Below are 13919 nucleotides of genomic sequence, written 5' to 3' on the forward strand. Positions count from 1 at the left end.
TTCGTTAAGCGGTCTTGATTTCGATGACCGGTCTGGCCGTCAGGAAGGCCTGCAGACGTTCCGCCTGCAAGGCTTTCGCAGCCGCCAGGCTCTTTTCCTTGACATGCCCGTAACCGCGAATCTCGTCGGGCACGCTGGCCAGGGCGATGGCCGCTTCGTGGTTGGCCGAAGTCAACTGGGCGACGATCTCGTCGAGCTGGGCGATGTATTCGTCGATCAACTGACGTTCGACCCGGCGCTCCTCGCTCTTGCCAAACAGGTCGAGCGAACCGCCGCGCAGCCCCTTGAAACCGGCCAGCTTCCTGAACGCCTTGGTCATCCACGGACCGTACTGCTTCTTCTGGAGATGCCCGGTCTGCGGGTCACGCTCAGCCAGCAACGGCGGCGCCAGGTTGTATTTCACCGAGTAGCCATGCGGGAACTGCGCATCGAGTTCGGCCAGGAAAGCCGGATCGGTATGCAGGCGGGCGACTTCGTATTCGTCCTTGTAGGCCATCAGCTTGTACAGGTAGCGGGCGGCAGCGGCCGCCAACTGACCATCGGTGCCGACACGCTGCTCGGCAGCGACGACCCGCTGGAGTACGTCGGCGTAGCGCTGGGCATAAGCTTCGTCCTGGAAGGCGATCAGTTCCGGCACCCGAATCTCGGCCAGACGCTTCGTTTCCCCCGTGGCACCGATGGGATCGACGATGGCGCGGGCTGCCGCGGTCAGCTTCGGCGCCTGGTGCAGCGCGATGACGGTGCCGCCGGCCTTGTGCCTGGCGATCTCGGCTTCGACGAAGCTACGGTCGACAACGACCATGCGTCCCCAGCGGAAAGCCGCCAGGCTCATGTCGACCGCCACACCAGAGTTCTTGATGGCTTGTTCGATCGACTCGGCCTTGAGCGGAATGGTGCCGGCCTGGAAAGCGACACCGACCATGAAGTTGTTGGTTGCCATGGCATCGCCGAACAGCCCTTCGGCCATCGCCTGTCCGTCGAGGAAGACGTTGTGTTCCTCGCGGCTGACCCGGTTGATGCCGGCAACCAAGCCGTTGATGGCCGGGAACTGATTGTGGCGATTGGTCACCATCTGGCCGGTCGGCGTCTGGGTCGTGGACACGACGGCGATGGTGCGTTCCTTGCCGCACTTGTCGAGGTTCTTCGGGTCCGTCGCATTCAGGATGTCGAAGCCCAGATAGAGGTCGGCCCGGCCGTCGGAAATCTTGTTCGAGCCTTTGAACGGTGCGTGGGTGATCTTGATATCGGAGATCACCGCCCCACCCTTCTGGGCCAGGCCGGTCTGGTCGAGGCCGATGACATGCTTGCCTTCGAGGCGAGCGGCGTTGGCCAAGGTAGCGACGACGGTGACCGAACCGGTGCCACCGATACCCATGACGTGGATACCGACGCCTATGGAATCATCGATTTTGTTGACCGGGGTCGGCAGTTCGCGCTCGAGCGCCGGGATGCGGCCCTTCTTTGGTTTCTTGCCATCGGTCGCTGGTGCCGGATTCGGCGTGACGGTCAGGAATGATGGGCAGAAGCCCTTGACGCAGCTGAAGTCCTTGTTGCACGACGACTGGTGAATGCGCGTCTTGCGGCCGAACTCGGTGGCCACCGGTTCAACGCTCATGCAGTTGGATTTTTCGCCGCAATCGCCGCAGCCTTCGCAGACGCGTTCATTGATCACGATGACTTCAGCCGGTTCCTCGGCCTTGCCCCGACTGCGGGCGCGGCGCAGTTCGGCGGCGCATTCCTGGTCATGGAGCAGAACGGTGGTACCGGGTGTCGCAGCGAGTTCGCGCTGGGCTTCGTCAAGGCGGTCGCGATGCCAGACTTCGGTATTGCCGGGCAGATTGACGGCAGCGAAACGAGCCGGGTCGTCGGTCGTGACGATGATCTTCTTGACGCCGTTGGCCAGCAGGTCGGCGACCATGTTCTGGACTGGCACTTCGCCCTGGATGGCCTGACCGCCGGTCATCGAGGTATGGGCATTGCGCAGCAGCTTGAAGGTGATGTTGACGCCGGTCGAAGCGGCGTAGCGGATGGCCAGGCTGCCGGAGTGGGCGTAGGTGCCATCCCCCATGTTCTGGAAGATGTGCTGCGCTTCGGTAAAAGGCGCCATGCCGATCCACTGCGTGCCTTCGGCGCCCATGTGGGTGCCCATCACGACATTGCGGCCCATCCACATGGCCATGGTGTGACAGCCGATGCCGGCCGAAACGAGGCTGCCGTCCGGTGCAACGGTGGAACTGTTGTGCGGGCAGCCGGAGCAATACCAGGCGGTGCGCACCGAGGTCGGCAGTTTGTTGCGCGAATGCACTTCGTCGAGGCGTTTCAGCCAGTTCTCGGCCGATTCGATGCGGGTCTTGCGCGACAGGCGCTTCAACAGGGCGCGAACGATGAGGTCGGATTCGAATTCGCCGTAATGCGGCAGCAGTTCCTTGCCCTCATCGTCGAACTTGCCAACGATGCGTGGCGCGTTAGCCGTACCGTAGAGGACTTCCTTGGCGAACATTTCGAGGAAGGGGCGCTTTTCCTCGATGACGAAAATTTCTTCCAGACCCTGAGCGAACTCGCGGACAACGGTCGGCTCCATCGGGAACAGCATGCCCATCTTCAGGATGCGGATGCCGTAGTGCTTGAGCGCAGCGTCATCCAGCCCCATTTCCAGGAAGGCCTGGTTAAGGTCGTTGTAGGTCTTGCCGGCCGTGATGATGCCGAGCCAGGCATCCGGGTTCGGAAAAACGACGTTGTTGAGGTTGTTGGCCCGGGCGTAGCGCCTGGCGATCTCGTGCCGGCGGGTGTAAAGCGACTGCTCCATCTCCAGCGCCTCGACGCGCACGTTCATGCCGAGGTTCATGTTCGGGGTGAAGGGCTTGCCGTCGAAGGTCAAATCGGGCGTGACGAAATCCAGGCGCTCGGGCGAGATGTTGGCGGTGCCGGTGCCGTCGGCGACGTTGGTGACGATCTTCATGCCAACCCACAGGCCGGCCAGGCGAGACATGTTGTAGCCGTGCAGGCCGAGGTCAAGGATTTCCTGGACGTTGGCCGGATAGAGCGAAGGCATCCCGACGTGGTAGAGCATGGGTTCGGATTGCGAGCACAGGGACGAGCTCTTGCAGCTCGGGTCGTCGCCGGCGATGGCCAGGACGCCACCGTTCTTGCCGATGCCGGTGTAGTTGGCGTGCTTCAGCGCATCGCCGGAGCGATCAACTCCAGGGGCCTTGCCGTACCACAGGCCGGTGACCCCATCGAATTTCTGCTGGCCGACGGTGTGCAGCATCTGGGTGCCCCACACGGCGGTGGCGGCGAGGTCTTCGTTGATGCCGTCGACGAAGTGAATATTGTTCTGGAGCAGGGTCTTCTGCTGCTTGATCAGCGCTGCATCCAGCATGCCAACCGGCGAGCCGCGGTAGCCTGAGACGAACATGCCGGTCTTCAGGCCACGCCGGGCGTCGGTACGGACCTGATCCAGCGTCAGGCGAACCAGCGCGTCGATACCGCCCAGATGGATGTCACCTGATTCCTGGGTGAAGGCATTGACGATTTTTTGCTTCGACGATTCATTTGCTGCAGCCATACCCGCTTGTCTCCGTTGGTTTGTTTTGTCTGCTTCCGGATCTGGCGGGCGCCTTCCGGAAGCGATCTGGAGCGTAGATTAGGGGGCTGTCGATTTCGGCAATATCCAGTTTCTGCAGGACTTTTGTCCAAAAAATGCAATTCGTTAAACAATGCAGAATTCGGATATCGATACTGCAAAAACTGGATATTTCGACTGCGGACGCATCCCTACCATGGCATCTCCGAGCAAATAACACTGGAGACTCCGCACATGATCACCAAGGAATATCTGGATTCACTGATCCAGAAAGACAAAGAGAAGGGCCTGTTTCGCTGCAAGCGCGAAATGTTCACCAGCCAGGAACTGTTCGATCTGGAGATGAAATACCTGTTCGAAGGCAACTGGATTTACCTGGCGCATGAAAGCCAGGTCGGCAAGATCAACGATTACTACACGACCAAGATGGGTCGTCAGCCGGTGTTCATCACCCGCAACAAGGACAACCAGCTCAATTGCTTCATCAACGCCTGTGCTCACCGCGGCGCCACGCTGGCCCGCTTCAAGCACGGCAACAAGGGCACTTACACCTGCCCGTTCCACGGCTGGACCTTCAACAACTCCGGCAAGCTGCTCAAGATCAAGGACCCGGAAGGCACGGGCTACCCGGCCACCTTCAATTGCGACGGCTCGCACGACCTGAAGAAGATTGCCCGCTTCGAGTCCTACAAGGGCTTCCTGTTCGGCAGCCTGAATGCCGATGTCCTGCCGCTGGAAGAGTATCTCGGCGAATCGAAGAAAATCATCGACATGATCGTCGACCAGTCGGCGGATGGTCTGGAAGTACTGCGCGGCGCATCGACCTATGTCTACGAAGGCAACTGGAAGCTGCAGGCCGAAAACGGCGCCGACGGTTACCACGTAACCGCCACCCACTGGAACTATGCGGCCACCCAGGCCCAGCGCAAGAGCCGTGACGCCGGCGATGACATCAATGCCATGAGCGCCGGCGGCTGGGCCAAGAATGGCGGCGGTTCCTATTCCTTCGAGAATGGCCACCTGCTGCTGTGGACGCGCTGGGACAACCCGGAAGACCGTCCGCTAATGGAACAGCGCGACCGCCTGGTCGGCGAATTCGGCGAAGCCAAGGCCGACTGGATGATCAAGAACTCGCGCAACCTCTGCCTGTACCCGAACGTTTTCCTGATGGACCAGTTCAGCTCCCAGATCCGCGTCTTCCGCCCGCTGGCGCCTGACCGCACCGAAGTCACCATCTACTGCATCGCCCCCAAGGGTGAATCGCCGGAAGCCCGTGCCAAACGCATCCGCCAGTACGAGGACTTCTTCAACGCCTCCGGCATGGCCACGCCGGACGATCTGGAAGAGTTCCGCGCCTGCCAGGAAGGTTTCAATGGCGCTTATCTGGAATGGAACGACATGTCGCGCGGCGCCGAGCACTGGGTCGAAGGCCCCGATGCCGAAGCCGACAAGATCGGACTGAAGCCCATCCTGTCCGGCGTCAAGACCGAAGACGAAGGCCTCTACGTCGCCCAGCACACCTACTGGCTGGAACAGATGCACCGCGCCCACGCCGCCGAAGAAGCAAAAGCATAAAAGGAGATGACAGCATGACCATGTCTTATGAAAACGTTTGCGCCTTCCTCTACCGCGAAGCGCGCCTGCTCGATGAAAGCGATTGGGACAGCTGGCTGGCCCTGTATGACGAGAACTGCACCTTCTGGATGCCGGCCTGGGACGACGACGGCAACCTGACCGAAGATCCGCAGAGCGAAATTTCGCTGATCTGGTACGGCCGCCGGGCCGGCCTGGAAGACCGCATCTTCCGCATCCGTACCGAGCGCTCCAGCGCGACGATTCCGGATACCCGCACCTCGCACAACATTACCAACGTTGAAATCCTCGAACAGGGTAACGGCGTCATCAAGCTGCGCTTCAACTGGCACACGATGAGCGTCCGTTACAACCACACCGACCACTTCTGCGGCACCAGCTTCTACACCCTCGACACCTCCGGCGCGAGCCCGATCATCAAGGACAAGAAGATCGTCCTGAAGACGGATTACATCCGTCACGTGATCGACGTTTACCACATCTAACAAAAGGGAAGTCCGGGCGGGCTGCCACAGACAGCCTGCCCGGAAAGCGGCATCGACCGCCCCAAACGGAGACAACCATGACCTACCGAATCGCCCTGAATTTCGAAGATGGCGTCACCCGCTTCATCGACTGCAAGCCCACTGAAACCGTGGCCGATGCCGCCTACCGCCAAAGTATCAATGTTCCCATCGATTGCCGCGACGGCGCCTGCGGTGCCTGCAAGTGCTCCTGCGAATCCGGCAGCTTCCGCCTCGGCGAATATATCGACGATGCCCTGAGCGCCGACGAAGCCGCCCAAGGCATGGTCCTCACCTGCCAGATGTACCCGCAAGGTGACTGTGTCGTTCGCGTTCCCGCCTCTTCCGATGTCTGCAAGACCAAGCAGGCCAGCTTCAACGCCACGATTTCCGACCTGCGCCAGCTCTCCGACAGCACGATCAGCCTGACCCTGTCCGGCGAAGCACTCAACAAGCTGGCCTTCCTGCCCGGCCAGTACGCCAACCTGGCGGTACCCGGCACCCCGCAGCACCGCGCCTACTCGTACAGTTCGATGCCGAAGGAGGGCAGCGTTTCCTTCCTGATCCGCAATGTACCGGGCGGCCTGATGAGCGGCTACCTGCGCGAACAGGCCAAGGCCGGCGACAGCATCACGATGGCCGGTCCCCTGGGCAGCTTCTACCTGCGCGAAATCAAGCGCCCGGTCCTCATGCTGGCCGGTGGCACCGGCCTCGCCCCCTTCCTCGCCATGCTCGACAAGGTGGTGGCCGACGGCGGTAGCGCCCACGCCATCCACTTGATCTACGGCGTCAACACCGACACCGACCTGGTCGAACTCGACAAACTCGCCGCCTTCGCCGCCACGCTGCCCAACTTCACCTACGCCCTGGTCGTCGTCGCCGCCGACAGCGCCCAACCGAAAAAGGGCTACGTTACCCAGCACATTGAGCCGGCCCAGCTGAACGATGGCGATGTCGACATCTATCTCTGCGGTCCACCGCCGATGGTCGAGGCAGTCGCCCAAAACCTGCGTGAGCGCGCCATCCAGCCGGCCAGCTTCCATTACGAAAAATTCGCCGCCAGCGTTTGATCCATTCTCGGGAAAACATCATGAACAATCGATTCAAGAACAAAGTTGCCGTCATCACCGGCGCCGCCCAAGGCATCGGCAAACGCGTCGCCGAACGCATGGCCGCGGAAAAAGGCATCCTGGTGCTCGTCGACCGGGCCGAGATCGTCCACGACGTCGCCAAATCGCTCAGCGCCAAGAACGAGGTGATCAGCCTGACCGCCGACCTCGAGAAATTTTCCGAATGCGAGCGCGTCATGGCCGCCGCCGTCGAGCGTTTCGGCCGCATCGACATCCTGATCAACAACGTCGGCGGCACGATCTGGACCAAGCCTTACGAGCACTACGCCGAAAACGAAATCGAGGCCGAGGTGCGCCGTTCCCTGTTCCCGACGCTCTGGTGCTGCCGGGCCGCCCTGCCCTACATGCTCGAAAAGGGCAAAGGATCCATCGTCAACGTCTCGTCGATCGCCACCCGTGGGGTCAATCGCGTGCCCTACGGCGCCGCCAAGGGCGGGGTCAATGCGCTGACCGCCTGCCTGGCATTTGAAAACGGCGAACGCGGTATTCGAGTGAACGCCACCGCGCCCGGCGCCACCGAAGCCCCGCCACGCATCATCCCCCGCAATACGGCCAAACAGAGCGAGCAGGAGCAGGCCTGGTACAAGCAGATCTACACCCAGTCCCTCGATAGCAGCGTGATGAAGCGCTATGGCACGCTCGACGAACAAGCCGATCCGATTCTTTTCCTGGCCTCCGACGAATCCGCCTACATGACCGGATCAGTCTTGCCGGTCGGTGGCGGCGACCTCGGCTGATTTCCCCTCCTCTAGCCGTTCCCTGACGGCCCTTGATATGCCGCCGCATCATCCGATGCTGCGGCATTTTTTTGGCTAGAACTATAATTAAACATTAGCCAATCAGTTCATTTTGACATAAACTCGAGATTATTGTTTATATCGATAATTTGACCGCTAGAAGTCAAGTACGAAAATCAGGCAGGGCCCACGACAGGAATCGGAGGAAGGTTCATGACGCACGCACAATTGAGAAAACCGCCGAGGCCATGCCGCGGACGGGGGGCATCACCATGAACCTCAGTTTTCTGAATGGCCAGAGCAATGTCTTTTCGGGCGCCAACCCCTTCGAGGTTTCCGATTACGTCAACCAGCATGTCGGATCGCACGGCCTACGCCTCTCCAACAGCACCGGTGCCGCTGCCTCCCTGAATCACCGCAAGGCCGGCAGTCTCGATCTCTGCCGCCTGAGCTACGGCGCCCAGGCCCGCATCGTCTCGGAAGGGCTGCCCGACATTTATCACGTCCAGTTCATTCTGCGCGGTCATTGCCGCTACGAACTCTATCGGGAATCCCTGAGCCTTTCGGCCGGCCATGTGCTGCTGATCAACCCGGAAGAGCCGATCGACCTGACCTACTCCGAGGATTGCGAGAAATTCATCGTCCGCATTCCAAGCAGTCTGTTCAGCGAAGCCTGTATCGAACACAGCTGGTTCAAGCCAAACGAATGCATCAAGTTCAACCAGGTTCCCTACAAGTTCGAAGAACTTGACAGCCTGATCCAGCTCCTTGGCCTGCTCTGCCAGGAAGCCGAATCAAGCATGGCAACCCCGCAAATGCTCCAGCACTACAACCGCGTGGTCACTGGCAAGCTGATGACCATGCTCAAGCACAACGTCAGCCTGACGCCCCCGAGCCTGCAATCGGTATCCTTCGACCGCCTGGTCAAATACATCGAAAACAATATCAAGCGCGACATTACGGCCGAAGAGCTCGCTCAATACTCGCATCTCAGCCTGCGCTCGCTGTACCTGCTATTCGAGAAGAACGCCAAGACCACGCCCAAGAACTTCATCAGGCAAAAGAAACTCGAACAGGTCTACAGCACCCTGATCAATCCCACCAGTCATGTGGCCAACGTGACGGCCGTTGCGCTCGAATACGGATTCACGCATCTCGGTCGTTTTTCCGAGCTCTACAAATCGAATTTTGGCGTATTGCCCTCCGAAACGATCCGCTCCAGACAAAAACAAATCTGAATAAAAACCAACATATCCAGCAAATGGAGCTCAAAAAAAGAAATACGCTGGTACAATGCGCCCCGCTTTGAGTCGAGACCACCAATCACGATCTGAGGAGTGTTGCAGCAATAATCCTCAAGCGCATTGCAAATGATGGTAGTTCTGGCAGCGTCCAAAAGATCGAACCAGACAAAACAACGTAAACCCGGCTTAGACAGCGATTACATTGCCCCCGTCAGGAGCACCAGGTTGCCCATGTGGCTCAGTGGTAGAGCACTCCCTTGGTAAGGGAGAGGTCGGCAGTTCGATCCTGCCCATGGGCACCACGCCTTTTTTGCCGCGACGCGGCGCCGAGTCTGCTTATTTGACCGGCTGGAGGCCACTCTGCTTGAGTGCAGCCAGGAATTCAGCGAAATTCGCCTCACGAACCGAAATTCCGTTCAAGGTATCACGCAGACTGAACTGGCCAAGATCGCGCTCGGCCGCCTGGTTCTCACCCCTGCCTACGTTTGATCCGCTGGCCTGCGAGTGGGAAAGCTGGGAGGTCAATGCAGACATTTTTTATTGCTCTCGTTATTCAGTGATTTCATTTTGCCCGACCCGGCAAAAAGCCTGCGTGATCAAATTCACGGTACGCATCATGAATACATCGGCCGGTTTTCCTGCATGAGTTTTCAGGCAAGAAATGCATCCCGATCCGACAAACAAGCACACCAGGCCTGGGCCTGCACGCTGGCGACATTAGTCCCGCATCGATCTCGCGGCGCAATGTGGCAATGCGCACTGCGGCCCCATTGCGGGCATCAAGCATCAACATTGCCGTTTTCTGCCCCTGGGCGCTGAGGCCTTGAGCACCTCGCACGTCGACATCACGACCACCCTGTGTAAACTGCACGCACTGTTCGCTTGTCCTCAATCATGGAAACTGCCGCGTACTCTGCCGACCTCTCTGCCATCTGGCTGACCCTGAAGCTCGCTACCGTGGTCACGGCGCTGCTGCTCGTGATCGGCACCCCGATCGCCTGGTGGCTGGCTCGGACGAGCTCGGCCTTCAAAGGCATGGTTGGCGCCGTCGTCGCATTGCCGCTGGTCCTGCCACCAACTGTCCTCGGCTTCTACCTGCTGATCGCCATGGGTCCGCACGGCGCTGTCGGGCAACTGACCCAATCGCTGGGTCTTGGCCTGCTGCCCTTCACTTTCCCCGGGCTGGTCATCGCCTCAGTGTTCTACTCGCTTCCCTTCGTCGTTCAGCCGATCCAGAACGCCTTCGAGGCCATCGGCGAGCGACCGCTGGAAGTCGCCGCAACACTGCGCGCCACTCCCTGGGATGCCTTCTGGTCGGTCGCCGTACCGTTGGCAAAACCAGGCTTCCTGAGCGGGGCCATTCTCGGCTTTGCCCACACCGTGGGCGAATTCGGCATTGTCTTGATGATCGGTGGCAACATCCCGGACAAGACGCGTGTGGTTTCGGTCCAGATCTACGATCATGTCGAAGCGCTGGAATACGCGCAGGCTCACTGGCTGGCTGGCGGCATGGTGGTGTTCAGCTTTGCGGTATTGCTCGGGTTGTACACCTTCAATCCCGCCCGGCGGAAAAACACATGAATACCGAGATCAAGGCCAGATTCCGCGTTGACCGCAGCGATTTCACACTCGATGTCGACCTGAGCCTGCCGGGTCGCGGCATCACCGCACTGTTCGGCCACTCCGGCTCGGGCAAGACCACCTGCCTGCGGGCAATGGCCGGACTGGAGCGGGCCTCCGCGGGATATTTCGCACTTGGCGATGAGGTCTGGCAGGACGAATCGCGTGGCCACTTCATACCGGTACACCGCCGCGCCCTCGGCGTCGTCTTTCAGGAAGCCAGCCTGTTCCCCCACCTGTCGGTACGTGGCAACATGGAGTTCGGCCTGAAAAGAAAGACCACCGGAACTACCCGCTTTAGCTTGCCGGAAATCGCCGAGTTGCTCGGCATCGCGCATCTGCTCAACCGCCCCCCTGATCAATTATCTGGCGGCGAGCGCCAGCGCGTAGCCATCGCCAGGGCCCTGCTCGCTGCGCCAAAAATTCTGCTGATGGACGAGCCGCTGGCCGCGCTCGACCTCAAGCGCAAGCTGGAAATCCTGCCTTATCTGGAGCGCTTGCATAGTGAACTGGCGATCCCGATCATTTACGTCAGCCATGCACCGGATGAAGTGGCGCGGCTGGCCGATCATCTGGTTCTGCTCGATGCCGGCAGGGTTGTCGCCAGCGGCGCGCTGAATCAGGTCCTCAGCCGGATAGACCTCCCCGCCGCCTTTGCCGACGACGCTGGCGTGGTCATCGAGGCGACGGTGGCCGAACATGAAGTCGACGACCTGACACGCCTTGAGTTTCCCGGCGGAGCAATCTATGTCTCGCGCCGCCACGAACCGGTCGGCACCCCGTTGCGCTGCCGCATCCATGCCCGCGACGTCAGCCTGACGCTGCTCCCACAGATGCAAAGCAGCATCCTGAATTGCGTCAGCGCCAGCGTCGTCGACCTGGCCCCGACCGATACACCGGGCCATGTGCTGGTCAAGCTTGATGTTACCGGCGAACCACTGCTCGCCCGCATTACCCGCCGCTCGGCCGAAAAACTGGAGATCCGCCCCGGTCTGGCGCTGCGAGCCCAGATCAAGGCCGTTGCTTTGCTCGCCTGAGCCCCACATCCATTTCCAGGACGAGGGTTCGCCCCCCCCTCGGCTCGACATGCCGCCACATCATTTTGATCACTTTTGGCATTGATATTGAGTAACGGGGAGCCTCGTCCCGGGCCAGGAAAGATCACCGGAAGGCCTCGACAGGCCTAATCCAGTACCAGAACAGCCTCCCCGCAATGCACCAACAGCTGCTCCATTGACCAAGTGACATATCTAACACTTAAGCAATAATTACACTTGCATTCCAAAAAACAGTAAGGGAAAATGGCTACCGAACCGCCCATTTTTGTCAAAATCAATATATTTATCAGCCGTTCGGTTGGCAGGAAAGAAAAATGAAGCGAGCGACTTTGTGGATCGCCATGCTGGCGGCCTTCAGCCCCAGCAGTCATGCGACAGGGGATAGTCTCGACGAACTGGGTCTGGAAGACCTCGTCAAGACCGAGGTGACCTCTGTGTCACGCAAGAGCCAGAGCCTGAGCGATGTCGCTGCCGCAGCTTTCGTCATATCCTCCGAAGACATTCGTCGCTCCGGCGCTCAGGCCCTGCCTGACGTGTTGCGCATGGCACCTGGCATCGAAGTGGCCCAGATCGACAACGGGCGCTATGCCGTAACCGCTCGCGGCTTCAACGGTCGCTTTGCCAACAAACTGCAAGTACTGATCGACGGCCGCAGCATCTATCACCCGATGTTCTCGGGGGTCCTGTGGGAACTCGATCCCATCCCGCTCGAAGACATCGAACGTATCGAAATCATTCGCGGTGCCGGTGCCGTGATGTGGGGGGCCAATGCAGTTAACGGCGTGATCAACATCATCAGCAAGCACAGCCGGAACCAGACCGGAGGCGCGGCCAATGTGACCGTCGGCTCGCAGGGCTACGGCAATGTCTACGCCCGTATCGGCCAGTCGCTCGACGTAAAAACGAGTTTCAAGCTTTCCGTTCAAGGCCGCTACGCCGAGCCTTCGAAGCAATTCGACAGCCGCGACGATGCCGAGGATCGACTGAAGAATGGCGTTGTCGATTTCCGTTTCGACCGCGACCTTGGGGCGGGCAGCGATCTGGCCATCTGGGCCAATGCCTCCCGCTCGTCGCTGGGTGACCTGTGGCAGATCAAGCCTGAAAATATCGGCGGGAGCATTGCACTTAGCCCAATGAGTTTCATGCAACGCTTGCATAGCGAAACACTGGTCGGTCGCTACCGCTGGCTCAGCGACATCGGCATCGAATCTTCGCTGCAGCTTTCCGGCAGCAGGTCTGGGATAGAAATCACCGACTTCATCGACGAATCACGCACCACCTTCGACCTCGACTATCTTGGGCGCTACGCCATTGGCACTCATGACGTTCAGTGGGGCCTTGGTCTCAGAAATTCATCTGACGACGTCTCCGCCACCGGGAGTTACCTCCAGATCCAGAATCCCAGCTTCATCCATCGCACCAGCGGCATTTTCGTGCAGGACGATTGGACGCTGATTCCTGAATCCCTCAAGCTCGGACTCGGCATGCGCTGGGACAAAGCCACGCGCAACGACAGTAGTTATTCGCCCCATGCCACCTTGCTGTGGACGCCGTCGCAGATGGATAGCGTCTGGCTGAAATACGCCCGCGCACCACGTACCGCTGCACGTGCGGAACAAGACGTCTCCATCCTGGCTGGATTAACCGTTCAACAGACGCAGTTCGGCAATCTGCCTATCGTTCAATATGCACGCCCTAGTGCTCAGGGCCTGAATGCGGAAAAAGCCGAGGGTCTCGAACTCGGCTATCGCAAGCAATTTTCAAACACCGTCAGTGCAGACATGACGGCCTATCGCTACCGCTACACCAAACTGCGCAGCGGCAGCCAGTCGGGCTTGATTGGTTGCAACAATGCCTTTCTCTTTGTTCCCATTCCCGGAATGCAGGTTGATCCAGCCCGCTGCCCAGGCATTCTCTCCGGCCAGATGGTTCTGCTGCAGGAAATTCAGGCAGTCAACGGACTCGCCGGCTGGAGTACTGGCTTGGAACTGGCGGCAGATTGGCTGGTGACACCAAACTGGCGACTGCAGTTGTCCTATAGCTGGAGCAAGCTCAACATGGACGAAGGCAAAGACCAGATTTCCAACGCCGATGCTGAGATGACCCAACGCGCCAAGCCGCGGGAGAGTGCTTCACTGCGTTCGCAGTGGAACATGACCACCAGCCAGCAACTCGATCTCTGGTTGCGCGCCATGTCCAGTTACGAACGGGTGAACATTACCGATGCGACACCAAGCGCCTCAAGCGAACCGAATTATGTACGCATTCCCGGCTATGTCACGCTTGACCTGCGCTACGGTTACCGCATCAACAAAGACCTGGAAGTCGCCGTGATCGGCCGCAACCTGATCGGCGCCCGTCGTTTCGAATATCTGTCCGACTACATTCCGACGATCGCCAACGAAATCAAGCCATCAGTCATGTTTACCACTCGCTGGAAGTTCTGATTCG

At 59.6% G+C, this 13919-nt stretch carries 10 protein-coding genes and 1 tRNA gene; 9 read left to right on the forward strand and 2 right to left on the reverse strand.

Going from position 1 to position 13919, the window contains the following annotated elements:
• Nucleotides 1-4: 4 nt before the first annotated feature.
• The gene (locus DARO_RS14225) at nt 5-3565 is read right to left on the reverse strand and encodes an indolepyruvate ferredoxin oxidoreductase family protein (protein ID WP_011288505.1); all 3561 of its coding nucleotides are present in this window, start codon (nt 3563-3565) and stop codon (nt 5-7) included.
• Between the two features lie 252 nt (nt 3566-3817).
• Here DARO_RS14225 and benA point away from each other — a divergent pair, with 252 nt between their 5' ends.
• From benA to DARO_RS14255, 6 genes are all read left to right on the forward strand, one after another.
• Nucleotides 3818-5158, forward strand: coding sequence for a benzoate 1,2-dioxygenase large subunit (gene benA, locus DARO_RS14230; RefSeq protein ID WP_011288506.1), 1341 nt, complete (start codon nt 3818-3820; stop codon nt 5156-5158).
• A gap of 14 nt (nt 5159-5172) precedes the next feature.
• The gene (benB, locus tag DARO_RS14235) at nt 5173-5661 is read left to right on the forward strand and encodes a benzoate 1,2-dioxygenase small subunit (RefSeq protein ID WP_011288507.1); all 489 of its coding nucleotides are present in this window, start codon (nt 5173-5175) and stop codon (nt 5659-5661) included.
• A gap of 77 nt (nt 5662-5738) precedes the next feature.
• On the forward strand, nt 5739-6749 hold the full coding sequence (gene benC, locus DARO_RS14240) for a benzoate 1,2-dioxygenase electron transfer component BenC (protein ID WP_011288508.1): 1011 nt from the start codon (nt 5739-5741) through the stop codon (nt 6747-6749).
• Nucleotides 6750-6769: 20 nt separating this feature from the next.
• Entirely contained in the window at nt 6770-7546 is a 777-nt protein-coding gene (locus DARO_RS14245) for a 1,6-dihydroxycyclohexa-2,4-diene-1-carboxylate dehydrogenase (protein ID WP_011288509.1), read from the forward strand.
• Between the two features lie 272 nt (nt 7547-7818).
• On the forward strand, nt 7819-8784 hold the full coding sequence (locus DARO_RS14250) for an AraC family transcriptional regulator (protein WP_011288510.1): 966 nt from the start codon (nt 7819-7821) through the stop codon (nt 8782-8784).
• A 233-nt stretch (nt 8785-9017) separates the two neighbouring features.
• A tRNA-Thr gene (locus DARO_RS14255) sits at nt 9018-9092 on the forward strand.
• Between the two features lie 34 nt (nt 9093-9126).
• Here DARO_RS14255 and DARO_RS22425 read toward each other — a convergent pair.
• On the reverse strand, nt 9127-9324 hold the full coding sequence (locus DARO_RS22425) for a hypothetical protein (protein ID WP_083761535.1): 198 nt from the start codon (nt 9322-9324) through the stop codon (nt 9127-9129).
• Nucleotides 9325-9684: 360 nt separating this feature from the next.
• On the opposite strand from DARO_RS22425, the gene modB reads away from it, so the two are divergent.
• The 3 genes from modB (at nt 9685) to DARO_RS14275 (ending at nt 13915) form a co-directional block, all read left to right on the forward strand.
• Entirely contained in the window at nt 9685-10371 is a 687-nt protein-coding gene (modB, locus tag DARO_RS14265; RefSeq protein WP_011288511.1) for a molybdate ABC transporter permease subunit, read from the forward strand.
• Nucleotides 10368-11447 (forward strand): molybdenum ABC transporter ATP-binding protein, encoded by a 1080-nt coding sequence (gene modC / locus DARO_RS14270; protein ID WP_011288512.1) that lies wholly within the window; start codon nt 10368-10370, stop codon nt 11445-11447. The genes modB and modC overlap by 4 nt, the downstream gene beginning before the upstream one ends.
• Before the next feature lie 335 nt (nt 11448-11782).
• Nucleotides 11783-13915: a TonB-dependent receptor domain-containing protein gene (locus DARO_RS14275; protein ID WP_011288513.1), complete on the forward strand. Its 2133-nt coding sequence runs from the start codon at nt 11783-11785 to the stop codon at nt 13913-13915.
• Nucleotides 13916-13919: the final 4 nt, after the last annotated feature.

The sequence above is a fragment of the Dechloromonas aromatica RCB genome (assembly GCF_000012425.1).

What these genes read in the sequence shown, in the direction of transcription:
- benA (WP_011288506.1), top strand. Translation starts at nt 3,818, where the DNA reads ATGATCACCAAGGAATATCTGGATTCACTGATCCAGAAAGACAAAGAG.
- modC (WP_011288512.1), top strand. Translation starts at nt 10,368, where the DNA reads ATGAATACCGAGATCAAGGCCAGATTCCGCGTTGACCGCAGCGATTTC.
- DARO_RS14225 (WP_011288505.1), bottom strand. Translation starts at nt 3,565, where the DNA reads ATGGCTGCAGCAAATGAATCGTCGAAGCAAAAAATCGTCAATGCCTTC.
- benC (WP_011288508.1), top strand. Translation starts at nt 5,739, where the DNA reads ATGACCTACCGAATCGCCCTGAATTTCGAAGATGGCGTCACCCGCTTC.
- benB (WP_011288507.1), top strand. Translation starts at nt 5,173, where the DNA reads ATGACCATGTCTTATGAAAACGTTTGCGCCTTCCTCTACCGCGAAGCG.
- DARO_RS14245 (WP_011288509.1), top strand. Translation starts at nt 6,770, where the DNA reads ATGAACAATCGATTCAAGAACAAAGTTGCCGTCATCACCGGCGCCGCC.
- DARO_RS14275 (WP_011288513.1), top strand. Translation starts at nt 11,783, where the DNA reads ATGAAGCGAGCGACTTTGTGGATCGCCATGCTGGCGGCCTTCAGCCCC.
- modB (WP_011288511.1), top strand. Translation starts at nt 9,685, where the DNA reads ATGGAAACTGCCGCGTACTCTGCCGACCTCTCTGCCATCTGGCTGACC.
- DARO_RS22425 (WP_083761535.1), bottom strand. Translation starts at nt 9,324, where the DNA reads ATGTCTGCATTGACCTCCCAGCTTTCCCACTCGCAGGCCAGCGGATCA.
- DARO_RS14250 (WP_011288510.1), top strand. Translation starts at nt 7,819, where the DNA reads ATGAACCTCAGTTTTCTGAATGGCCAGAGCAATGTCTTTTCGGGCGCC.